The sequence below is a fragment of the Streptomyces sp. NBC_01549 genome, assembly GCF_026339955.1.
In the GTDB taxonomy this organism is placed as follows: Bacteria; Actinomycetota; Actinomycetes; order Streptomycetales; family Streptomycetaceae; genus Streptomyces.
Map to the genome: position 1 here is coordinate 296,170 of NZ_JAPEPW010000004.1, position 23,537 is coordinate 319,706.

Below are 23,537 nucleotides of genomic sequence, written 5' to 3' on the forward strand. Positions count from 1 at the left end.
TCCGTTCCTGGCTCACCCCCGCCATCACCCTGAACCGATGGTGGCGAGCCTGGACGGACAAGGACCCACCCCCCGACCTTCAGGCCCTGATCGACGCGGTTACCACCGGACACGGCATTGACCTCTACTGCCGGATTTAACGAACTACCGGTAGCGGCAGCGGCGCATGCCCTGCTCGTCAGCGAGCTCGTTGACGGTGCCCTCCGCCCCGGAGCGAATCGCGTACCGGGCCTGCCCGTCGGGCGTCTGCTGTTCGGCGCGGAAGCGGACTTGCAGGTCGCGGAGTTCTCGTGGGGGAAAGCCCGCGTTCCGGGCGCCGTCGCGTGAGGTGGTGCACTGGGCACGGACCGAACACGGCTGACACTGGCCCTTGGTGACCGCGCCACGATCAGTCGGGCCGCGGTGGGCGAGGAGGTCGGATAGGGGCCCTGTCGGCCTCTGTTGACCTGGCCTTGGGGACAGGTCACCTGTCGCCGGTTGAAGTCGATGTGGAAGCCGTCCTGGCCGAAGCCTTCGTTCCTGCGGTGCTGGCGGTCGGGGTTGCCCGAAAGCGGTCGGTGACCGTGCCCTGGTGTTTCTGACCGGCCTGTTCCAGGTACACCAGGGAGGTGTAGCCGCCGTCGACTAGGACTTGTTCGGCCGACTACCGCTCTTTGTCGCAGCCCCGGGGCGCGCCCGCCACGTCGTCATCTGGCTTCGCAGCCCGTAGCCGCTCGGTTCGTCAGTGGAAGACCAGAGGGCCGATCTCACGCTGTGCGAGGTCGATCAGGAGGCTCAGCCCCTGGCTTTGCACGAGAGCCTCAGGATCTCCCTGGGCGTCAGGGTTGTAATCGGGATGGCTGACGGTCTCTTCAAGAGCTTCCGCGATCGCCTCCTCATTGTCAGCGGCCAGAGCACAGGCCAACGCCAAGGTGGCCGCCCGAGGGGTTTCCGGCCACACAGTGGCCAGGCTTGCGATCCGCGTGATGACATCAGTCCCGGCGCAGGCGGCCGCAAGCACGGCAAGCGCGAACTGCATCACTTGCGGCCCCTCGTCCCATTGCGCAAACAGGCGGGGAGCCTCCCCCTCGAACGGCTTGCCGGACGGCTCGCTCGCTGTCGGTCTGTTGCCGCAGCACAGCCTCGGTACTGACGAACCCCTGCGGATCCAGTGCCTCTTCACGCAGCGCGGCCGTCGCCGCTTCGGCCAGCGTCACCGTCAGTGCGGCACGGACAGCGGCAGCGGCTCGACTGTCGATGACCACGTCCGCGAGAAGCACCGCCGCACCTGCAATGGCAGTGTCCAGTGCGTGGGCGTGAAGCAACTGGTCGAAGAGCACGCCGAGCAATTCCGAGTCGTCGGCGAAAGCGTCCATCTCCTCATCCACCCACTGCATCATTGAGCCTGGCACAGGCAGATTTGCGGCAAGCCGCCGCGAAACGGCAACACGCAACCGGTCCACAAGCGGTGCTGCTTCGCCAGGCTCACCACCAGCCAAAACCGGCAGCAAGCTGGAGGGTGGGGTGACGTCATCCATATTCGCGGAGCTTACGTCTAGCGCGTTCGTTCCCTTGACCGGCTGCCTCCACCATGATCGAACGGACAGGCTCTAGCCAGCGTGCGACGGCGGCGACGGCTGCTACGCCGGCCGCGTCCGCTCGGGCCCATTCCGCCCGTTCAAACAGACCCTGAACTGCACCTCGCCGAAGATCCGCCCCCCGAGGCAGGCGACCGATGAACCTTCCTGATCCTCGCCGCCTAGACCCAGCTCCGTCTCGCCCCATGAAGAGCTGCGAGTTCCTGTCACCTCTGGGTTTCCGGCTTCGGCAGCAGTCGGCCGAACCTGTCGGCCCAACCGATCGGCCCGCAGTCCCGGCGGGTGCCACCGGTCCGACCACTGCGCACCTGTGGACTGAATCGGTGTGACGCAGGTCTCTCTGAGACAAGTTGACTCATAGACTCTCTGTGAGTCAATCTGTCTCACATCGGGGTTGCGAAAAGACAGATCCCGCAACTATCCGCAGATACCGCTCATCCCATCGCATTTGCGCACAAGGTCTCTCATGGAGGAAATCATGACCGCTTCGATCACGAAGAAGGCGGGCAAGGGCCGCACCGAAGGTGTCGTCTCCGAGCTGGCCACCTACTTCCACGTCAAGCCGGGACATGAGCAGGAAGTGGCGGCGGCCTGCCAGCGGATGTGCGAGGCCCTGCGGCAGGGCGACATCGCCGCCACCATCAAGACCGGTCTGCGTGACTCCCGCCACGTGGTCTTCGACAACGGCACGCGCCTGCTGTGGGCCACCACCTTCGAGACCGAGTGGGACCCCTACATCGACGACGCGTTCCTGACCGTCGGCTTCGAACACTTCGTGGACTGGATGCAGCACACCACCGAGTGGGACACCAAGATCGCCCCGTGGATCGAGAAGTCCGGCGGCCTCGAGGCGCTCACCGGCGATAAGACCCGCGAGGGCTTCGAGGAGCACATCCTCGCGAACATGGCCGGCATGAAGCAGATCCTGCAGGACGGGCAGCAGCAGGCCGCCGCCTACTTCAACCCGGTCGGCTCCCTCACGATGCCGGAGATCGCCAAGGCCCACCAGATCAACGCCGCCTTCCAGGAGGTCCTGGACAACCCCGCCGCCGAGGAAGCCCTCCAGCACCCGGCCCTCAAGCCGCTGCTCGCCCAGGCCGCCAGCTGACCCACCACACCCCCGGAGGGGGCCCACCCCCACCCCCTCCGGGAAGGGGCGTCACCCCCGCCCCCTGCCACGAACCGCGTGACGACTCCGTCCGCCCAAGACAGTTCTGGAAGGCATCATGAGCATCGAGACGGGCAACGCCCTGGAGCTCGACGACATCCAGGCCGCCGCTCTGGAGCCACGGCCGACGCCCTACGCGGGCGCCTACCTCGCCCTGCGCATCGACGACCGGCGGCAGGGCCGCGAGCTGCTGCGGCGGCTCACCCCCGCCCTCGACTCCGTCGCCGCGTTCGACCCCGAGCGCCAGGTCTCGCTCGCGGTGGCACTCAGCTTCCAGGGCCTGAAGGCCTTGGGGGTGCCCGCGGAGTCGCTGGCCACCTTCCCGGAGGAGTTCCGCGAGGGCATGGCCACGAGGGCGGAGTACATCGGGGACGTCGGGGAAAACGCGCCGGAGAACTGGGAGAGCCCGCTCGGTTCGAAGGACGTGCACCTCATACTGGCCGGCCTCGCCCCGGACACCGTTCGCCTAGAGACGGTCCTCCTCCTGGTCCGCGACGCCTTGCGCGATCTGCCCGGCGTCGTTGCCATCTGGCAGCAGGACGTGCACGTCGGACCGGACGAGAAGGAACCGTTCGGTTTCCGGGACGGCATCGGTCAGCCAGCGATCGAGGGCACGGGCATCCCCGGCACCAATCCGTACGAAGAGCCGCTCAGAGCAGGCGAGTTCATCACCGGATACAAGAACGAGACCCACGGCATCACACCCGTTCCGCAGCCCGAGGTACTCGGGCGCAACGGAACGTACGTGGCCTTCCGTAAGCTGCACACGCGAGTGGCCGAATTCCGTAAGTACCTCCACGAGCGCGCCACCGACACCGCCGACGAGGAGCTGCTGGCGGCCAAGCTCGTCGGCCGCTGGCCCAGTGGCGCCCCACTGGCACTGACGCCGGACAAGGACGATCCGGAACTCGGTGCCGATCCCAAACGCAACAACGAGTTCATGTACGGCGACGACCCGGAGGGCCTCAAGTGCCCCGTGGGCGCCCATGCCCGGCGCATGAACCCGCGGGATGCGGTCGTCACCGGCGAGGTGCGCCTGCACCGCATGATCCGGCGCGGTACGACCTATGGTCCGCCGCTTCCCAAGGGAGTGCTGGAGGACGACGGCGCCGACCGCGGCATAATGTTCGCCTTTGTCGGAGCGAACCTGGACCGGCAGTTCGAGTTCGTCCAGCGGCAGTGGGTCAACGACGGCAAGTTCATCGGGGCGCCCGCGGAAAAGGACCCGCTGATCGGCACGAACGACGACGGCGGGTTCACCGTCCCGCGCAAACCGATCCGCCGCCGCTTCAAGGGGCTTCCGCCGTTCGTCGTCAACCGGGGTGGCGAGTACTGCTTCATGCCCGGACTGTCGGCGCTGCGCTGGATCGCCGACCTCGACACCTGACATCTCTCACAAGCAACACGACAAGGAGCGTTTCTCATGGCTGACCACTTCTCCGGACCGCGTGCCATCGCGGACCCCGCGTCCGACATCTGCGACGTGTACGCCTTCCCGAGCCCGGAGCGGCCGGGAAACCTGGTGCTCGTCCTCAACGTGCTCCCGGCCTCGGCCCCTACGGCCCTGTTCTCCGACGCGATCACCCACCGTTTCCGCGTCCGGCCGATCACCTCCGTGAGTGAGGGCGCCGCTGCGGCGTTCAATGTCGAAGAGGACGAGTACGTCTTCGACTTCACCTTCGACGCCCCCCAGAAGGTCGGCGGCACGGACACCCTGGTGCAGGCGGGCACGTGCCAGGCCCCCGGCGGCCGGAAGGTCTCCTTCCAGGTCGGCAACGAGGTGCCCACCGAGGCAGAGGGACTGAAGATCTTCGCCGGGTCGCGGCTCGACCCGTTCTTCATCGACTTCGTGGGCGTGATCGCCACCGAGGCGACGGGGAAGCTGGCCTTCAGGTCTGATGCCAGCAACGTTCTGGAGGGCCTGAACGCGCTGAGCATCGTGCTCGAAATCGACGCCGCGGTGCTCGGCCCGGCCGCCGGCTCGCTGGTCGCGATCGTCGGCGAGACCCTGACTTCCGGTGGTGGACGCCCGGTCCGGCTGGAGCGCATGGGCCGGCCGGAGATCAAGAACGTGATCATGTCGCCCAAGAAGTTCGACACCGTCAACAGCGATCTGGAGATCCGCGACCTCATCAACGAGGAGGACGCCTTCAGCCTGCGGCCCGACTATGCGAGCACCTACCGCGCACGGCTCAACGCCAACCTGGCCTTCTACGACGGCCTGGACGGCAAGACCGCCTGGCCGCTGGACGAGCAGGGTGCTCACCCGCTGACCGAATTGCTGCTGGCGGACTTCCTCGTCGTCGACCTGTCCAAGCCCTTCTCCGAGGACGGCTGTTTCGAGATCGAGACCGCCCTGCTCGCCGGCCGCCCGCACACGACCTGCGGTGGCCGGTCGCTCAACGACGACATCGTGGACACCCTCTACACCCTGCTGGTGGGCGGCATCGACGGCGAGCGCATCAGTGACGGCGTCGACCAGCCCACTCAGCTGGCCACCGACGCATTCCCCTACCTGAACGCTCCCAACCCGACCCCGCCGGACCTGGGTGCCCGCCTGGCCGCGCAGATGCCTCCCCGCGAGGAAGCGGCATGACCGGGGCGTCTCCCCAGGAGAGGGAGCCGGTCACGACGAACGGCACCATCGCCGTAACGAATCTGCACGGGCAGATCGATGGCCTGGCCGTACGGCTCAGCCGTGCGGGTACCGGGGAGACGTCATGGGCTCCGTTCGCGGTGGCGCAAGGGGCGGCCCTGATCGACCTCCTCAACCTCCGAGGCCACATCCTGGGCCGCGTCGCCGACTACGAGCAGGCCGCGGAACTCGCCGAACAGCTTGTGCACGTCGCACCGGAGGACAGCACGGCCCTGCTCGCCCGCGCCAGGACACGCGCGACCCTGCACCGCTTTGCCGAGGCCGTTGCCGACCTCGGCGCGGCGGCCCGGAGCGGCGCGGACGAGACCACACTGGACGCGGAACGAGCCGTCGTCCTGCAGGCCCTCGGCTGCTACACGGATGCCACAGCCGTGATCCACAAAGCGGCGGAGCGGCAGAGCGACTTCACGACGCTCGGCTCGCTCGCCGTACTCCAGGCTGAGCGCGGGCAGGTCACCGAAGCGGAGCAGCTGTTCAGTGAGGCGCGGCACCACTATCAGGGCACCTCGCCGTTTCCACTCGCTCAGCTGGACTTCCGGCGCGGTGTGATGTGGCACCGCGAGGGCGATCTCGATGCAGCTCGCTCGTTCTACGAGGCCGCCCGGCGCCGCGTGCCCGACTACGCGCCGGCACTGGGCCACCTGGCCGAGGTCGAGCTGCTGCGCGGAGAGCCTCACGATACCGTCGCCCTCCTACGACCTCTCACCCGAACCAGCGACGACCCCGAGTACGCCGGCCACCTCGCGGCCGCGTTGCACGCGTGCGACAGGGTTCAGGAGGCGAACCAGTGGCGCGAGCGCGCGGCGGCGCGTTACGACGAACTGGTGCTGTGTCACCCGGAGGCTTACGCCGACCACGCGGCCGACTTCTGGCTCACCGTGGGGGCAGATGCCGAGCGGGGGCTCCAACTGGCGCTGCAGAACCTCGCATTCCGCCAGACATCCCGAGCCCATGCCCTGTTCCAGCGCGCTGTCCTCGCGCAGAACCGGGTTGCACAGGCTGCCTCATAGCCGCCGAGCGGCGATGTCGGCGATATAGGGCACCGACGGGGTCGGCCGGACGGATCGGCACACCGTTCGGCCGGCCCCGCACCAGCCCGCAGGGGCAACCGTGACTCGGCCTCTTACCGGCTGAGACCCCCTCGACCCCTCGCAGCGCTTCTTACCCCCCTGTGGTCCCACGGACCACTGCAGCACTCCAAATCAGCAACCACTATCCGAGAAGGCCCAAAACGATGGACACCATGCTGGCAGGACGCGTCCACCTGGACACGAAGAAGTTCGTCATGGAGGAGATCCCGGTCCCCGTACCCGGGCCGGGCGAAGTACTGATCGAGGTGAAGGCGGCGGGCGTGTGCCTCTCCGACCTCCACCTCATCGACGGAAGCATCACGCCGCTGCACCTGAACTCCAACGTACTCACCCTCGGGCACGAGATCTCCGGTGTCATCCATTCCCTGGGACCCGGCCTCAAGCGCAACCTGGCCGTCGGCACACGGGTCGCCCTGCAGGCGGGACAGCCCTGTGGCGAGTGCGCCCGCTGTGTCAGCGGGGGCACGTGCGTATCGTTCCGCGGCCGCGGCGTCGACTACGACGGTGGCTGGTCCCAGTACACGATCGCCCGTGAGGACACCGTCGTCCCCATCCCCGACACACTTCCCTTCGACCAGGCGGCGATCATCCCGGACGCCGTTTCCACCTCGTACGCGGCCCTGGTCGACACCGTGCAGGTGCGTTCCGCCCAAGCCGTGGGCATCTGGGGAGTCGGCGGGGTGGGCGCCCACGCCGTCCGGCTGGCCCGCATGATGGGTGCCACGCCGATCATCGCCGTCGACCCGCTGCCCAATGCGCGTGCGCGAGCCCTCGCATTCGGCGCCGATATCGCCCTCGACCCGTCCGACCCCGGTTTCGAAGAATCCGTGCTGCGAGCCACCGACGGCCTGGGCCTGGACTACGCCTTCGACTTCGCAGGCGTTCCCCGGGTCCGGGAGCAGGCATCGCCTCTCCTCGGTAACCACGGTGCGCTCGTGCTGGTGGGTATCACCACCGAGCCACTGAAGATCTCGGAGAAGATGACCTTCAACCTGAAGAACAAGAAGGTGTTCGGACACTACGGATCCTCGTTCGATCACGTCTACGAGCTGATCCGGTTGGCCGGCAGCGGCCGTCTCGACCTGGCCCCGTCCATTACCGACCACATCTCCCTGGCCGACGCCCCCGAGGCGATCCACCGCCTGGAGAACAAGATCGGCGATCCGATCCGCCTCATCCTCGTTCCCTGACGACTCGACCGAGCGCGTGGGGCCGCCCCGACGACGGAGCCGGCCCATCGCGCGACCAACACCCGAAAAAAGAAGCAGACCGACATGCGCGAATCACGCAACGCCACCGCATCCAGCGACACCAGCAGCAATCCGACGGGCCTGTCGGCAGTCACGGTGCGCACCCGCGTGACGGTCCCGCTCCACTTCGGCGACGACTGTACGGTGACCGCCGACCTCGCCACTTTCCACCACCTCGCCGACGGGCAGGAACACGTGGCCGTCATCCTCGGCGAACCCGCCGCCGGCCGGCCACCGCTGGTGCGCCTGCACTCCGAGTGCCTGACCGGCGACGTCTTCGGCTCAGCCCGCTGCGACTGCGGCCCCCAGCTGCGCGAGGCGGTCGAGCGCATCGCTGACCGCGGAGGCGTCCTGCTCTACCTCCGCCAGGAGGGACGCGGCATCGGCCTCTACAACAAGCTCGACGCCTACGCCCTCCAGGACGAGGGCCTCGACACCTACGAGGCCAACGCGGCCCTCGGGCTTCCCGAGGACGCCCGCGACTACACCGCCGCCGCGCAGATGCTCGCCGCCCTCGGCATTTTTGAGGTGGACCTGCTGTCCAACAACCCGGACAAGGCGGCCCAGCTGCGCACACTGGGGCTTACGGTGACCCAGCACGTTCCCACGGGCGTCTTCACCACGGCCCACAACGTCCGCTACCTCCGTACCAAGGCGATCCGCACCCAGCACACCCTGCCGCTGACGGAACTGACGGCGGGCTGACGGCCGATGCCCATAGGGCCCGCGTCGCCGAGTTCTGTTCGCGTGCGCACCCTGGGGCTGGCACACTGAATTTGTGCTTTCGCTGATGGCCGCTGCAGTTCAGGATGCGTTTCCATCGATTCCTGGTGCTGGCGTCGTGTCGGTTTGCGCGTTGATCTTCACCGTCGCATCCTTCTGGTGGATCAACGCCAGGCAAGGGCACCTGAAGTCCTGGGAGCCTCATTCCTTTGCCGCAATTGTTCACTGCTCCATGGCTCGCCTGCGGCTTCCGCTCGTCCTTCACAACACTGGTGCCAAGCCGATAGTGGTGCAGGATCTCAGGTTGACCTTCCCCGATGAGCCCGCCTCTCATCTGCCACTCCTGTGGATATCTTCACCGTCCTGTCTCCAACCCGGGCCGAAGGACGAGCCGAAGTTGCCAGCCGGATTCGCCGTGGACGGCAGGGAAGCGCAACAGCTCCTCATCGAGTTCGAGGCACCGTTTTCCGGATTCCTGCCGGAGCCCCGCGATTACAAGGTCCAGCTTCAGGCGAGGGTCGGTCACCGCAAAGGGTGGCGCTCCCTTATGACGTTCACCTTGAGGGCCGCCAACATCATTGATCCCGACCGGTACACCGTCTACAGCAACGCACCTCTTGAACTGACGAAAGAGGATAGGCAGAAGGCAGACGCCGCGCTCCTGGAGCTGCTGGACGGGCAAGAGGGCCTCTCTGCTCCGGGTGAGAGGAAGCGGCGGGACTCATTGAATGACGAGGGCGACACGGGCACGAATCTCTAAGGGCTGTCCCGTAATCCCCGGCGGGCGCACGACGACAGCTACGGCACCTCGCCGCGTTGTCGGATCGCCCGAATACGCCCAGTATGAGGACGACCCTCCGCCTTGCGATGCACCGCATCTGACGCCGCGCGCTGATCCACGGGGGATTACGGGACAGCCCTTAGTCTCGCCGTTTCGGTTGAGATGAGGCCGGAAGCGGGGAGGGAATACGAAAGTGCCTTCTGAGCTGGGACGATGAACCTTGTCGAGGGGTTCTGTCGGTCCAAGCGGAAGGCACTTTCTGCGTGCAGGGTGTCGGTTCTCGTCCAAAGGTCCACGTCTCCACTGACGGTTCGGGGGTGGTCGGGCACGCGGGCGCACGTTTGCTGGCGGATCTTGCCGATGCCACCGGTCTGACCACCGCCTACTCCACTGCGCTCAGGCCGCTGCGACCGCGTGGCACCGGGCACGATCCAGGTCGGACCTTCACCGATCTCGCGGTGATGCTCGCCGACGGCGGTGAGGCGATAGCGGATCTGGCCGTGCTGCGGGACCAGGGCGAGGTATTCGGACCGGTCGCCTCCACGCCCACCGCCTGGCGGTTGCTCGCCGACACCGACGGGGCAGTACTCGCTTCGCTGCGAGCGGCGCCCCACCCGTTCGTCGTCAGCTGCTCACCGAACCTCTTACGACGTGGTGCGCGGTAGCTGAAACCCCGGTCTGAGCATGCGAACGGCCGTGCGGGACGATCATGATTGTGACGTCAAGAGGGGCCCGCACGGCCTTGAGCCATCGTATCTGCACCGGGATCCCGCGCCGTCGCCTGGGCAAGCTGGTCGCGGAGTTGGCCGGGCCGTGGGTGGCCGGGCAGGAGTCCCAGCTGCGTGAACGCCGGGGCCATGACCGGCAGCGCGCCGCCGGAGCGGGTCCCGACCACCAACTCGTCTTCACCGACCGGGTCGTCGCCACCCTGGTCATCCTGCGCTTCCAGCTTCCGCATGCCGTCCTCGCCCTGTTCTACGAGGTGGACCGCTCCACGATCACCCGCGCGGTCCACGAGATCCGCCCCCTGCTCGCCGCCCGCGGCTTCGCCGTCCCTGGAAGTCCCGACCTGCGCCTTCGCACCCTGGCCGATGTCTTCGCCTACGCCGCCTCCCACGGAGTGGAACTGCGGATCGACGCCACCGAGGTCCGGGTCCGACGTCCACGGGCGAACAAGCCCGGACGCCGGGCATTCATCTCCGGGAAGATGCGGCAGAACACCAAGAAGGCCACCGTCGTCACCGACGAGAAGGGCCGGACCCTGTGGGCGGGTGCCTTCCGGCCCGGCCGCCAGCACGACCAGACCGCGCTGAAGACCGAGGGCATCTGCGACCTGTTCGAGAGGTTCCCCCAGGTCAAGGCCAAGGTCGACGCCGGCTACCGGGGACTGGCCAAGCAGTTCCCCGCCCAGGTCCAAGCGCCGCCGCTGAAGCCGAAGAAGGATGCCCCGCCCGAGGACCTGGCGGCCTGGGAGGAAGCGCGCAAGCAGCAGTCCTCCGAGCGGATCTGCGTCGAGCACGCCAACGCCGAGCACAAGCAGTGGCGGCCCCTGCAACGCTGGATCGGACGCCGCGAGTACTTCGACCAGACCTACCAGGCCATCGCCGGCCTGGTCTCCGACCGCGCGGCCATGCGGTAATCAACCACCAGCCAACCCGCCAGGCCAACACGGCCCGACCTCAATCGCGCACCCCGTCGTTACTGGCGCAGGACACTAGTAGGGCTTTGTTACGTACCCTGGTTGATCGTTCCGAGGTAGTCTCGTGATGTCCTGTCAGGTGTGACACCTGAGGAGATGGACGAGATCCGCCCCCGCTTGGAGGCGTTCGCAGCCGAGATGCTCGGCACGGTGAAACGCCGGGACCAGCGGGCCAAGGGCGAGCTGTACGTGCGTGGGCTGATGCTGGACGGCAAGCGCAAGTCGATGCAGCCGATGGCCGAGCGTCTGGGCGTGGACCACCAGCAGCTGCAGCAGTTCATCTCCTCCTCCACCTGGGACTACGTCGAGGTGCGGCGCCGGGTCTCGCGGTGGGCAGCGGCGCACATCACCCCGGAGGCGTATGCGATCGACGACACGGGCTTCCCAAAGGACGGGTACGACTCCCCTGGGGTGGCCCGGATGTACTGCGGCGCCTTGGGCAAGCGCGGAAACTGCCAGATAGCGGTCAGTGTCAACTTGGTCAGCGACCACGCCTCAGCGGCCGTCAACTGGCGGCTGTTCATCCCCGACAGCTGGGACGACGCCGCATCCGGGGACGACCCGCTGCTGGCCGAGGCGATCCGCCGACGCCGCCAGCGGGCGGGCATCCCCGACCAGGTCCGCCACAAGGAGAAGTGGCGCCAGGCGCTGGAGATGCTCGACGAGGTCCGCGGCCAGTGGGAACTGCCCGGTCTGCCGGTGGTCGCCGATGCCGGTTACGGCGATGCCACCGGCTTCCGCCTGGGCCTGACCGAACGCGGTCTCGCCTACGCGGTCGCCGTCAAAGGAACCACCACCGCCTACCCCGGTGAGGCGTTGCCCGAGCGTCCGCCCTACAGCGGCCGCGGCCGCCCGCCCCGGCCCGCCTACCCGATGCCGCACAGCACCCTGCGTGACCTCGTCCTGGCCGCCGGGCGGGGCGCCGCCCGCACCGTCACCTGGCGCCAGGGCACCAAGAGCGGTCCGCGCAACCCACGGGCCGACATGCGCTCGCGCTTCGTGGCCATGCGCGTGCGCCCGGCCAACCGCGACATCCCCCGTGACCTGGACGGCAGTCTGCCCGAGTGCTGGCTGCTGGCCGAATGGCCACCCGGCGCCGCCGAGCCCACCGACTACTGGCTCTCCACCCTGCCCGCCGGCACCCCGCTACGCGAACTCGTCCGTATCGCCAAGATCCGCTGGCGGGTCGAGCACGACTACCGTGAGCTCAAGGACGGCCTCGGCCTGGACCACTTCGAAGGCCGCAGCTACCTCGGCTGGCACCGGCACGTGACCCTGGCCGCCCTCGCCCAGGCCTTCTGCACCATGCTCCGCCTCGACCCAAAAGTCCCTGCGCCGGCCTGACCCTCTACGCGGTTCTGCGCGCGTTACAGAAGATCCTGGCCACCTGGACCGGCGCCTGCTCGATATGCGGCCACCCCGCCCCCACACCCGAACCCCACCACAGGACCTAACAAAGCCCTACTAGCTCTCGACGAACGTGACCGTCTCCTCGAGCGGCGCCCGACCCGTACGGGTGCAACCCAGCGTGACGTCCTCGAACCCGATCGACATGCCACAGAAGAGGATGAGCTGGTCCGGGGGTGACAGGACCTCCGCGACAGTCCTGCGATACACCGACCACGCCATCTGCGGACAACTGTGCAGCCCTTCGGCGCGCAGCAGCAGCATGACGGTCTGCAGATACATGCCGACGTCGGACCATTGCGGTCGGCCCAGGTCGCGGTCGATGTAGCAGAACAGGGCGGCGGGCGCGCCGAAACACTCCCAGTTCGCGGAAGCGGCCCTCTGGCGCGCCTCCCAGTCCTCGCGCGCAATACCGAGTGCGCTGTAGCGCTCATGTCCGAAGGCGGAACGGCGCTCGTGGTATGGAGACTTCAGTGCGGGCGGGTACATCTCGTACTCCCGCTCGTCCCAGGGGTCGCCTGAGGCCACGCGCTCGCCGGCGCGCTTCTTGAGCTCGGCCAGCGGCCTGCCGGTCAGCACATAGGCGTGCCACGGCTGGAGGTTCGATCCGGACGGCGCCCAGGCCGCGGCGGACAGCACCCGCTCCAGCACCTCCCTCGGGACACGCCGGTCGGTGAATCCGCGCACCGCCCGTCGGCTCGTGACCGCCTCATACACGTCCAAGAGGCCCCCACCTCCCTCATCTGCTCAAGGTGTCGACCGAATTGACAGTCGGGTCCGAAAAATTCACAATACGCCTAAAATACCCCATGAGTGACAGTCGCACCGGACCCGCCCCGCACGGGGACCACGCGATGGGCACCGCGCCCGGAAAGCCCCGTCAGCCCCACCGGCACCGGCGCGTTCAGCACCGTGCGCCAGCGGTTGAGCGTCGCGACGGTCACGGGCCCGTACCAGCCCGAGAATCGCGTCCCTGCGGCCCGCCTTCACCGGCATTCCGGCCGCCGCGCGCTTCCCGGAGATCGGCTGGAACATCACACCGGTCAACTCCTCACCGCTGACCGACGGCGCCTCGGCAGCCCTCATCATGAGTTCGGCCTCGGCCAGGCGCCTGAGACTTCGGGCCCCGGGCCCGTTTCCACTCCTTCGCGGTGACCGGCTCGGACCAGCTGCTGATGCTCACCGGCGTGGTCCCCGCCACGCAGAAGGCCCTCGCGCGATCGGGCCTGAAGATCGACGACATCGACGCGTACGAGGTCAATGAGGCCTTTGCCCCCGTGCCCCTGGTCTGGCAGCGGGAGATGGATGCGCAGCCGGACCGCCTCAACCCTCGAGGCGGTGCCATCGCGCTCGGCCATCTCGGAGCTTCGGGAACCCGGCTGCTCGCCACGCTAGTCAACCATCTCGAGGCGACCGGCCGATACGGCCTGCAGACCATGTGCGAAGGCGGCGGAATGGCCAACGCCACCATCATCGAGCGCATCTGACCGCTCGTCCCAATCGAGACGGGAGACGCAACGCTGTGAACATCACGGGAAACGTCGCACTCGTCACCGGCGGCGCCTCCGGCCTCGGACTGGGCACGGGGCAGCGGCTGTTGGACGCCGGCGCCTTCGTGCTCCTGGTGGACCTCCCGACCAGCGACGGCAAGTGCGTGGCTGCCGGACTCGGCGACCGGGCGGTCTTCGCGCCCGCCGATGTCACCAGCGAGCAGGACGTCAAGGAAGTCCTGGACGTGGCCGGCCGGCTGGGCGACGTACGCCTCGCCGTGAACTGCGATTGGCAATCTTTCGCCCCTATGCGGCCGACTCGATCGACTTCGATGTTGATCTTCGGGAGCTCCAGGGCCAGACGGCGTCGTCAACTTGGCTGAGATCTGGGATGATCTTGGGGTTGTGATCGCGGGGAGGGCAGTCTTGGACGCGGGGTCGCCGTCGTATAAGGGGTTCCGGTACCCGGCGGCACGGGCGGCGCAGCCAGCACGCCGGGGTCGGGGCGGGCGGGCGATGGCCCGCCCGTTGCGCGGAGGGCCGGGCGAGGCTCACCTCGCCCGGCCCTCCCCGGGATTGCGGTCCTCCTGCGACGGCATGCCGTCGCAGGCGCTGTCCGCCACCCGGTCGGCCGACTGGGCCGGTTCCGCACGGGTGTGGTCCTCATGTGCACGGACCGTACCGGCACCGCACCCGCGGATCCGAGTGGCTGCGGTCCGGGTCGCGGAGGCCGATGGTTCAGTTCATGGCGGCCCCCGTGCGCGCACCCGCGTCCTCAGACTCGGCGCGGGACCGCAAGGCGGAGATCGGCGGGTCTTCGCAGGCGACGACGAGAACTGTTTCGTAGCATTCGAGGAGGGTGTCGATCTCCCTGTCGTTGTGGAGAGAGGTGTCGTACTCCGCCCAGACGTCGCAGGCACCGTCGGCTGCGTCCTGGGCTCGGACGGTCAGGCCGAATTTCGCGGTGTCGAAGACCGGTAACTCGGTGATCTCGCAGCTGTCGAGTGCCAATGTGCCTACCGTGCTCGGCGGGTGATGAGCAAAGATCACCGGCATCACAGGGCCGACCTCCGCACCGGCCGGAGCGTCCCAGTCGGAGGCGATGTCCGGGAACGACAGTTCCCGGTGCGCGTACACGGCGGCGGTAGCCTCGGCCACGCGACGCATCAACTCGGAGAAGCGCGGATCGCCGCTGAGGTCCACCGGCAGGACGGACATGGTGACGAAGAAGCCCAGCAGGCGCTCCACGGCGACATGGTCGCGATTGGCCACCGCGAGTCCGAGCAGGAGACGATCCTGACGGTTCCGGCAGGTCAACGCGACAGCGCAAGCCGCGGCCAGCAGAGTGAATGCCGTATGACCCGACGAGTTGGCAAGAGCGCGGATCGCGGACACCACACCGGGGGCCAGGTTTACAGCCCGACGTCTCCCGGATCCCGGTGCAGGGGTGGAACCGCTGCCCCAGGGTCGTGGGTAGTCCGCCAGGGCGCCGCGCCACCAGCGCCGCACCTCGGCGCGGCGCTCGGGGGTCACACGGCCCGCATGCCACGCGGCCCAGTCGACGTACTGGATCGCCAACTCCGGGAGGGCCGCGGCCCCACCCAGCACCTCGGCCCGGTACAGCGCGGAGAGATCGTCGAACAGCACCTGCATGGACCAGCCGTCGGCGGCCAGCAGATGCACACAGAACGAGATCTCGTGGTGGTCTGGACCGAGCGGCTGTACGGAGATACTCAACAGCGGCCCATGCGCCAGGTCGAAGGTCACCCAGGGCTGCCGTTCCAAGACCACGTGCAGCACCTGGTGTGCCTCTGACCTGATGACCTGTCGGTCTTCGGAGGGGTAGACGGTCCGCAGTGGCTCGTGCCGCAGGACGAGCGCCTCCGCAGCCCGCCCGAGCGCCTCCACGTCCAACGGGCCCCGGACCTCGAAGATCCGGCGTGTGCTCTGCCGACGCCTGGTGGGATCGGCGTCGTGCAGGGCGCGGACCGCTCTTTGGGCCGATGACAACGGGAAATGTGTCATGACTGCGGCAGCCTGCGGATCGTGTCGGTTGCCATGGGCGCCGAAGCGACGGCGGCGGCAAGGCTCCTGACCGTGGGGTGGGTCAGCACGAGGGCGAGCCCGACCTCCCGGCCCGTCGCGGCTGTGACACGCAACGCCAGACGCATCGCCTGCAGGGAATGCATGCCGAGGTCGAAGAGATTGTCGTCCGCGCCCGGCCGCGCGTCGCACACCCCGGCGACGAGGGCCGCGATCACCTCCTCCGCGGCATCGAGCGGCGCCGTCGGCGCAACGGCCTGCTTCGGTTCCGGCGCCGCGGCCAGCGCTCGCAGGTCCACCTTGCCCTGGGAGTTGAGAGGAAAGTCCTCATGCGGAACGACAACGCTGGGCACGAGGTGCTTGGGCAGTACCTCGGCCAGCGCGCGCTGAATGTCGGTTCCCGTCCGCGGGCTCAGGACGTGTGCCACCAGTGCGTCCTGAGCCCGGTCGGCCAGGACGACCGCGTCGTGCACGCCGGGCAGGGCGAGGAGCGCCACGCGCACCTCGGCGGGCTCGACCCGGAAGCCGCGGATCTTGACCTGTCCGTCGTCGCGGCCCGCGAAGTCCAGTACTCCGCCATCGAGCCAGCGGCCTCGGTCACCGGTTCGGTACAGGCGTCCTTCGCCGAACGGGTTCGGCACGAAGCCGGGTGTCGGCTTCGTGTAGCCGCGGGCGACCCCCGGCCCGCCGATACAGATTTCCCCGACGACACCTGGAGGGACCAGCCTCATGTCGTCGTCGACCACATAGATCCATGAATTGGGCAGTGGGCGGCCAATGGGCACCCGGGGCTGGCTCTCGGAGTTCCATTCCTCCAGGGGCATCGCGGTGACCATGATGGTGGTCTCGGTCGGTCCGTAGTAGTTCGTCAGGCGCGCGGCACCCGTTGCACGCAGTCGCACCGCGGCTTCCGCAGACATGACATCACCGCCGGCACCGAGGTGCCGCAGACCGTGGACGGCCTCGGGGAACTCCGCCACCAGCGCGTTGAAGACGGCCGTGGAAAGAGTGGCATGGCTGACCTCAGGCGTCCTGAGCGCGTCCGCCAGGTCGGACAAGGACCACGGGCGGGGAAGGAAGCGCACCGTCGCACCGTGCAGGAGGGTGCCCCACACCTCCAGGACCGAGATGTCGAAGCACGGAGACGACACTGCGAGACATGTGTCACCCGGTCCCAAGCCGGTCACACCGGAGAACCGGGAGGCGACCGAATGGTGCTCGACGACGACACCCTTGGGTGTGCCGCTACTGCCGGAGGTGTACATCACATAGCAGGCGTCCGCTCCCTTGCCCTGCGGGATCAGACCTCCGGCATCGGCGACCGCCTCCAGCACCACCGTGCGCACGCCCTCGGGCACGGCTTCTCCGGCCAGCGCCTCGGTCGTCAGAAGCACCTGGGCTCCGCAGTCGGCCATGACGGTGGTCAGCCGGGCCGTCGGATCACCCGGGTCCGCGGGGAGAAACGCCGCCCCCGATTTCATCACCGCGAGCTGCGCGACGACGAGTTCGGGCGACAGGGGCACCCGAACGGCGATGACGTCGCCCTGACCGAGACCGGCGGCCCCCAGATGCAGGGCGACCCGATCGGACCGTGCCTCCAGGTCCGCGTACGTCAGCGGGGCAGGGCCGGCGACGGCGTGCGCGTCCGGTGTCTCCTGCGCCCAGCGGCTGATGAGATCCGGCAGCCATGGCGCTTCGGGCTCGACGGTACGTCCTCGTCCCCACAGCAGAAGCTCTCCCCGTGTGGCGTCGTCCACGAGGTCGAGCTGGGAGACCGGAAGCCGGGGCCCGTCCACGATGGAGCGCAGGAGCCTCTCGTACGCCTTCGGCATGTGGGTGCAGAACACGTCGTCGAAGAGGTCGGTGTCGAACTCCCGCGCCAACGTGATGCCCTCCAGTTGGCCCCGCGCGCTGGGAAGCACCGGCTCGTCGGAGGCGGGAATGGTCACCAGGTCGCCCGTGAGCTGAGAGATGCGCCCGGGTTCGGCATAACGCGGTACACCGACGACGGAGATGTCGAACTTCGCGGACCCGTTGTTGAGACCCTCGATGAAGTCGACACCCAGAGGCGTCGGGCGCAGCGGTCCCAGCGGAGAGTCGTGGAAGCTGAACGCCGCCTGCGTCAGGGGACGTGCGCTGTCGCCGTGCGCCGCGGGGGACGCCTCGAAGATCTGGTCGTAGGGCAGTTCCTGGTGCTCGTAGACCCCCAGCGACCGTTCACGTATCTGTTCCAGCACCTCGAGGAACGTGGGGTCCTTCTCCAGACGTCCCCGGAAGACGACCATGTTGACGAACATCCCGAGCACGTCCTCGGTCTGCTGCCAGCGGCGGTTCGCCACCGCGGATCCCACCAGCAGGTCCCGTGAGCCCGTGTAGGAGTGCAGCAGCACGAAGAACGCGCTCATCAAGGCGATGTAGAGGGTCGTGCCGGACCGGTCGGCCAGGTCTGCCAGTCGCCGGGCCAGGTCCGCGTCGATCTCGAGTCGTGGAGCCTTGCCCGGGAACCGTGTGGTGTGCGCCTCGATGCGCCGCGGCAGGCGCAGAACGGTCTCGGCGCCGGCCAGTTCCGCGCGCCAGAACTCCCGCTGCTTCTCGGCCTGCGGGGACGCCAGCCATTCCTTCTGCCACCGGGCGTAGTCGTAGTAGCTCACGGGCGGCGCGGCGCGCGTCACCACGCCGTACGCCAGGTGCTCGGCGTAACCGTCGAGGAGGTCGCGTACGAAGCGCCGCAATGACCAGCCGTCATGGATCACATGGTGCTCGATGTGCACGAAGACGTGCTCGTCGGCCGCCAGGCGCAGCAGCGCCCAGCGAAACGGAGGCTCCACGGCCAGGTCGAACGGCATCTCCAGCAGCTCGCGCACGGCAGTGCCGACAGCCGCATCCTGGTCGGCCTGCTCGCTGAGATCCCGGACGTCCAGCCGCACCGGCCACGGCTCGTCGATCACACACGTCAGTTCGCCGTCGTCCACGAGGAACCGGCTGCGCAGGGTGTCCTGTGTGCGCACGATCTCGGTGAGGCTGGCCTCGAAGGCTGTCAGCGAGAGTTCTCCGGTCAGCCGGAACACCGACTGGCTCAGGTAGGCACGCGACCCGGGGTTCAACGCGTCCATCAGCCACACCCGGCGCTGCCCGAAGGACGGTTCCGGCGGCGAGCCGTCGGGCAGCGGTCCGAGGTCACGCGTCCCTCCCTCGATGCCGGCGGCGATGGCGGCCGGCGTGGCGCTCTCCAGAACGGCGCTCAGGGCGACTTCGGCACCCAGGCGGGATCGCAGCCGGGCCACGAGCTGCGTGGCGAACAGTGAGTTGCCGCCCCACGACAGCAGGTCGTCGTCCACATCGATCCGCTCGGCCTCGATGCCGAGCAGTTCCGAGGCCACCGCGACCACCGCGGCCTCGGTCTCATTGCGCGGTTCCCGTATCCGCTGATCCGTCAGCCCCGGTCGGGGCAGCGCCTCGCGGTCGACCTTGCCGCTCACCGTGAGCGGCCAGCTCTCGACCACCATGATCTGGTCGGGCACCAGATATCCGGGCACCGCGCGGGCCAGCGACTTGCGCAGCAGACCGGGATCCACATCACCGAGAACGTGTCCGAGCAGTCGCGACTCTCCTGCCCGGTCGACCAGGGCGAGCGCGTCACGCACACCGGGCTGCGCGGCAAGCGCCGCCTCCACCTGACCGAGCTCGATCCGCGCGCCGCGCACCTTCACCTGATCGTCCGCACGACCGAGGAACTCCAGTGTTCCGTCGGCGAGCAGACGCCCCAAGTCGCCGCTGCGGTAGAGCCGGCCGGCGGTGGGATCCTCGATGAATCGTTCGGCGGTCAGCTCGGGATCCCCGAGATAGCCTCGACCGACGCCGAGCCCGCCGATACAGATCTCGCCCACTGAGCCGGTCGGCACCGGTCGGCGGTTGTCGTCGAGCACGACGATGTGAGTACCGCTGATCGGCCGGCCGATGGGCACACGTGTGCTCTCCGTACCAATCGCCGTGTGCAGGGTGGTGCCGATCGTGGTCTCTGTGGGGCCGTACCCGTTGATGAAACGGTGATGAGCCGACCACTTCCGGGCCGTTTCCGGAAGGCAGACGTCACCGATGCTGATCAGGACTTCCAGGTCGGGGAATCCGTCGGGCTGGAGCGTCCGGAGCACCGCCGCGGGCAGCACAGCGTGCGTGACACGTCGGTCCGTGAGCACATGGGCGAGGGGTTCGCCGGAATGAATCGTCACGTCCGGTATCTCGAGGCGGGCACCGTTCGTCAGTGCCAGCACGATGTCGAACAAGGCAGCGTCGAAGGCGGGGTGCGCGAACAGCAGTACGCGAGAACGCGTGGGGACGGCTCCGAGGTACGCGCGCTGGGCCCGGGCGAGATTGGCCAGTCCGCCGTGCTCGATCATGACGAGCTTCGGCGTCCCGGTCGATCCCGACGTGGCGATCACATACGCCAGATCGCCGGGAGCGTTGAGATCCGCCACGGGGTCGGCGTGCTCGGGTACGTCCTCCAGGCTCGGAAAGCCAGGAATCGGCTCACCGAGCACGAGCGAGACCTTGGCCCGGCGCGCGGCATCGGTGAGCCATGCCTCGGGATGCCCAGGGGAAAGCGGCAGATAGGCGGCTCCGGCCCGCCAAACGGCAAGCACCGCCACCACGAACGCCGCGCTCCGCTCGAAAACGAGGGCGACGATGTCTTCTTTTCCGATACCGGCCCGCACGAGCGCCGAGGCCAAGGCGTTCGCCTGGGCGTCGAGTTCGCCGTACGTGAGGTCCTTGTCGTCGACGTGGAAGGCCACTGCCGAAGGAGTTAACGCGCACTGCCGCGCGATGACGGCGCCGACCGACGCCCACTCGCTCGGCGCGTCCTGCTCCGGCCCGTGCACACCCTGCAGACGAACACAATCTTGGCGCCCATTTGGGCATCATCCAGCGGGGACTGCGGCATCGGGCCGCCGGACCGTACTCACGTCCCGCTGCGGTCGCTCGGTGAAGCCACCGAGCGAGCGACAGCAGCCTAAAACATGGCTCGGATGCCAGCGTTGACAGCGTTCGCATCCAACTCGGCCAATGTGCGCGCACGGACCGCCGGATTCACTCGCCCTCGGCGAGCAGGGGCAGATCCAGGCGATCGGCGAGCTCGTGCACATCGATGCCGAAGGTCTGCCTGACGCTGACGCCGCGCGGGGTGATGTCGAACACCGCCAGGTCCGTGTAGACACGGTTCACGCACGCGAGCCCGGTGAGCGGGTAGCCGCACTCGCGTACCAGCTTGGGTGCGCCGTCCCTGGCGAAGAGGTCCATCATCACGAAGACCTGCTTCGCCCCGATCGCCAGGTCCATGGCCCCGCCCACCGCGGGAATGGCGCCGGGCGCGCCGGTGTGCCAGTTGGCCAGGTCTCCGTGCGCGGAGACCTGAAACGCACCGAGGACGCAGATGTCCAGATGTCCGCCGCGCATCATGGCGAAGGAGTCGGCGTGGTGGAAGTAGGCGGCTCCGGGCAGTTCGGTGACGGGGACCTTGCCGGCGTTGGTCAGGTCCGGATCGACCTGGCCCGCTCCCGCGGCGGGTCCCATGTTGAGCATGCCGTTCTCGGTGTGCAGGACGACGCCGAAATCGGCGGACAAGTGGTCGGCGACGAGGGTCGGCTGGCCGATGCCCAGGTTGACGTAGGCGCCTTGCGGAATGTCACGAGCCACCAGGGCGGCGATCTCGTGCTTGCTCAGCGGGCCCTGTTCGCTCATCACTGGAAGATTCTGGTTCATGCGTGATCAGCCACCTGTACGACGCGATCGACGAAGATGCTGGGTGTCACGACGGTCTCCGGGTCGATTGCTCCGGTCTCGACGATCTCGCGGACCTGGGCGATCACCGTGGTGGCCGCGGTGGCCATGACGGGGCCGAAGTTCCGGGCGGTCTTGCGGTAGACGAGGTTGCCCATACGGTCGGCACGGTGGGCACTGATCAACGCGACGTCTCCGCTGATGGGGTACTCCAGTACATGGGTACGGCCGTTGATCTCGCGTACCTCCTTGCCCTCGGCGAGCAGCGTGCCGGCGCCGGTGGGGCAGAAGAAGGCGCCGATGCCTGCTCCCGCCGCCCTCAGCCGCTCCGCGAGAGTTCCCTGGGGAACCACTTCGAGCTCGATCTCGCCCGCCCGGTAGAGGCCGTCGAACACCCACGAGTCCGCCTGGCGGGGGAAGGAGCAGATCACCTTGCGGACCCGTCCCTTGGCCAGCAGCGCGGCGAGGCCGGTGTCGCCGTTTCCGGCGTTGTTGGAGACGACCGTGAGGTCCGTGGCCCCCTGGCGTATCAGGGCGTCGATCAGGGCCACCGGCATGCCGGCCATGCCGAACCCGCCGACGAGTACCGTCGAGCCGTCCTTGACGCCGGCGACCGCCTCGTCCGGATGAGTGCACACCCGCGCGGTCATCGGCTGCTCCCGGTGACGTTCTCCAGGACCACGGCGAGTGCCTGGCCGACGCCGATGCAGATGGCCGCGACGCCCCATCGCCGCCCCGACTCCTGCAGCCGGCGGGACAGAGTGCCCAGAAGCCTGCCGCCGGAGGCGCCCAGGGGATGGCCGAGCGCTATGGCACCGCCCTTGGCGTTGACGATCCCCGGATCGATGTCCCAGGCATCCACGCATGCCAGAGCCTGCACGGCGAACGCCTCGTTGAGTTCGACCGCGGCGACGTCGGACCAGGTGATGCCGGCGCGCTTCAGTGCTCTGTCCGCCGCCTCGACGGGGGCGTAACCGAACATCTGAGGCTCCACCGCGGACACGCCGCGGCCCGCGATGCGGGCGACGGGATCGATGCCGATGCGCGCCGCGGCGGAGCCCGAGCCGAGCAGGACCGCCGAGGCGCCGTCGCTCAACGGTGAGGCGTTGCCGGCCGTGATCACGCCGTCGGTACGGAAGGCCGGCTTGAGCGTGGCGAGCTTCTCGGGGGTGGATCCGGGGCGGATCCCCTCGTCGCGCTGCAGGGCGGTGCCGTCGCGGTCCGTGACGGGGACGATCAGGTCGTCGTAGAAGCCGGCGTTCCAGGCGTCGTCGGCGAGACGGTGGGAGCGGGCGGCGAATTCGTCCTGGCGCTCCCGGGAGATGGCGAAGCGGTCGGCCAGTTGCTCGTTCGCCTCGCCCAGGGAGACCGTCCACTCCTTGGGCATGCGCTCGTTGACCAGGCGCCATCCGAGTGTGGTGGACACCGCGGTCATGTCCCCGGCGGGGAACGGGCGCTCGGGCTTGGGCAGGACCCAGGGAGCCCGGGTCATCGACTCGACCCCGCCGGTGAGAACGATGTCCGCGTCGCCGCTCTCGATGGTGCGCGAGGCGATGAGGGCGGCGTCCAGGGACGATCCGCACAGGCGGTTGACGGTCGTGGCGGGCACCGAGGTGGGCAGTCCCGCCAGCAGAACGGCCATCCTGCCGACGTTGCGGTTGTCCTCACCCGCGCCGTTGGCGTTTCCCCAGACGACGTCGCCGATCTCGGCCGGATCCAGCTCGGGCGTCCGTGCCAGTGTTCCGGTGATGACCTGTGCCGCGAGGTCGTCGGGCCGGACATGGGCGAGAGCGCCCGAGAACCGGCCGAAGGGGGTTCGAGCTGCCAAGTAGAGATAACTGTCGGTCACACCGCCACCGTAGGACCCGCACTTCAGC

General features: G+C 68.3%; 19 protein-coding genes and 2 pseudogenes. 12 read left to right on the plus strand and 9 right to left on the minus strand.

Annotated features, from left to right (window positions below; translation table 11 throughout):
- Nucleotides 1–144: 144 nt before the first annotated feature.
- From OG819_RS51855 to OG819_RS51865, 3 genes are all read right to left on the minus strand, one after another.
- Entirely contained in the window at nucleotides 145–462 is a 318-nt protein-coding gene (locus OG819_RS51855) for a transposase (RefSeq protein ID WP_266657435.1), read from the minus strand.
- A 259-nt stretch (nucleotides 463–721) separates the two neighbouring features.
- Entirely contained in the window at nucleotides 722–1,018 is a 297-nt protein-coding gene (locus OG819_RS51860) for a hypothetical protein (RefSeq protein ID WP_266656865.1), read from the minus strand.
- Nucleotides 972–1,517, minus strand: a complete 546-nt coding sequence (locus tag OG819_RS51865) for a hypothetical protein (RefSeq protein WP_266656867.1) — start codon at nucleotides 1,515–1,517, stop codon at nucleotides 972–974. The genes OG819_RS51860 and OG819_RS51865 overlap by 47 nt, the downstream gene beginning before the upstream one ends.
- Nucleotides 1,518–2,055: 538 nt before the next feature.
- On the opposite strand from OG819_RS51865, the gene OG819_RS51870 reads away from it, so the two are divergent.
- The 10 genes and pseudogenes from OG819_RS51870 to OG819_RS51915 all read left to right on the plus strand — a co-directional run bounded on the left by OG819_RS51870 (nucleotide 2,056) and on the right by OG819_RS51915 (nucleotide 12,289).
- A complete protein-coding gene (locus OG819_RS51870) occupies nucleotides 2,056–2,685 on the plus strand; it encodes a hypothetical protein (RefSeq protein WP_266636620.1) in 630 nt (209 codons plus the stop codon).
- A 118-nt stretch (nucleotides 2,686–2,803) separates the two neighbouring features.
- Nucleotides 2,804–4,132, plus strand: coding sequence for a Dyp-type peroxidase (locus OG819_RS51875; RefSeq protein WP_266656869.1), 1,329 nt, complete (start codon nucleotides 2,804–2,806; stop codon nucleotides 4,130–4,132).
- 36 nt (nucleotides 4,133–4,168) lie between these two features.
- Entirely contained in the window at nucleotides 4,169–5,341 is a 1,173-nt protein-coding gene (locus OG819_RS51880) for a DUF4331 family protein (protein WP_266656871.1), read from the plus strand.
- Complete coding sequence (locus tag OG819_RS51885; RefSeq protein ID WP_266656873.1) at nucleotides 5,338–6,411, plus strand: tetratricopeptide repeat protein; 1,074 nt, start codon at nucleotides 5,338–5,340, stop codon at nucleotides 6,409–6,411. The genes OG819_RS51880 and OG819_RS51885 overlap by 4 nt, the downstream gene beginning before the upstream one ends.
- A gap of 224 nt (nucleotides 6,412–6,635) precedes the next feature.
- Nucleotides 6,636–7,682 carry a zinc-binding dehydrogenase gene (locus OG819_RS51890; protein WP_266656874.1) on the plus strand — a complete coding sequence of 349 codons (1,047 nt, stop codon included), beginning with the start codon at nucleotides 6,636–6,638 and terminating at the stop codon, nucleotides 7,680–7,682.
- An 84-nt stretch (nucleotides 7,683–7,766) separates the two neighbouring features.
- A complete protein-coding gene (gene ribA / locus OG819_RS51895; RefSeq protein WP_266656876.1) occupies nucleotides 7,767–8,447 on the plus strand; it encodes a GTP cyclohydrolase II in 681 nt (226 codons plus the stop codon).
- A gap of 73 nt (nucleotides 8,448–8,520) precedes the next feature.
- Entirely contained in the window at nucleotides 8,521–9,225 is a 705-nt protein-coding gene (locus OG819_RS51900) for a hypothetical protein (protein ID WP_266636609.1), read from the plus strand.
- 254 nt (nucleotides 9,226–9,479) lie between these two features.
- Nucleotides 9,480–9,854, plus strand: a pseudogene (locus OG819_RS51905) (transposase); the annotation flags it as partial.
- Nucleotides 9,855–9,955: 101 nt separating this feature from the next.
- Complete coding sequence (locus tag OG819_RS51910) at nucleotides 9,956–10,885, plus strand: transposase (RefSeq protein ID WP_266647792.1); 930 nt, start codon at nucleotides 9,956–9,958, stop codon at nucleotides 10,883–10,885.
- 156 nt (nucleotides 10,886–11,041) lie between these two features.
- Nucleotides 11,042–12,289: an IS701 family transposase gene (locus tag OG819_RS51915; protein WP_266652542.1), complete on the plus strand. Its 1,248-nt coding sequence runs from the start codon at nucleotides 11,042–11,044 to the stop codon at nucleotides 12,287–12,289.
- A 120-nt stretch (nucleotides 12,290–12,409) separates the two neighbouring features.
- On the opposite strand, the gene OG819_RS51920 is transcribed toward OG819_RS51915, so the two are convergent.
- A complete protein-coding gene (locus tag OG819_RS51920) occupies nucleotides 12,410–13,075 on the minus strand; it encodes a nitroreductase (RefSeq protein WP_266636607.1) in 666 nt (221 codons plus the stop codon).
- Nucleotides 13,076–13,304: 229 nt separating this feature from the next.
- On the opposite strand from OG819_RS51920, the pseudogene OG819_RS51925 reads away from it, so the two are divergent.
- Nucleotides 13,305–13,839: pseudogene (locus tag OG819_RS51925) on the plus strand (steroid 3-ketoacyl-CoA thiolase); the annotation flags it as partial.
- Nucleotides 13,840–13,874: 35 nt separating this feature from the next.
- Nucleotides 13,875–14,225, plus strand: a complete 351-nt coding sequence (locus tag OG819_RS51930; RefSeq protein ID WP_266656878.1) for an SDR family NAD(P)-dependent oxidoreductase — start codon at nucleotides 13,875–13,877, stop codon at nucleotides 14,223–14,225.
- Nucleotides 14,226–14,580: 355 nt separating this feature from the next.
- Here the strand turns inward: OG819_RS51930 and OG819_RS51935 are convergent, their stop codons facing one another.
- The 5 genes from OG819_RS51935 to OG819_RS51955 form a co-directional block, all read right to left on the minus strand.
- The gene (locus OG819_RS51935; RefSeq protein ID WP_266656880.1) at nucleotides 14,581–15,867 is read right to left on the minus strand and encodes a condensation domain-containing protein; all 1,287 of its coding nucleotides are present in this window, start codon (nucleotides 15,865–15,867) and stop codon (nucleotides 14,581–14,583) included.
- Entirely contained in the window at nucleotides 15,864–20,762 is a 4,899-nt protein-coding gene (locus OG819_RS51940; protein WP_266656882.1) for a non-ribosomal peptide synthetase, read from the minus strand. Before OG819_RS51940 ends, OG819_RS51935 begins: the two co-directional genes overlap by 4 nt.
- 208 nt (nucleotides 20,763–20,970) lie before the next feature.
- Nucleotides 20,971–21,642 carry a 3-oxoacid CoA-transferase subunit B gene (locus OG819_RS51945; protein WP_266656884.1) on the minus strand — a complete coding sequence of 224 codons (672 nt, stop codon included), beginning with the start codon at nucleotides 21,640–21,642 and terminating at the stop codon, nucleotides 20,971–20,973.
- A complete protein-coding gene (locus OG819_RS51950; protein WP_266636599.1) occupies nucleotides 21,639–22,310 on the minus strand; it encodes a 3-oxoacid CoA-transferase subunit A in 672 nt (223 codons plus the stop codon). Before OG819_RS51950 ends, OG819_RS51945 begins: the two co-directional genes overlap by 4 nt.
- A complete protein-coding gene (locus OG819_RS51955) occupies nucleotides 22,307–23,509 on the minus strand; it encodes a thiolase family protein (RefSeq protein WP_266636598.1) in 1,203 nt (400 codons plus the stop codon). Before OG819_RS51955 ends, OG819_RS51950 begins: the two co-directional genes overlap by 4 nt.
- Nucleotides 23,510–23,537 lie beyond the last annotated feature (28 nt).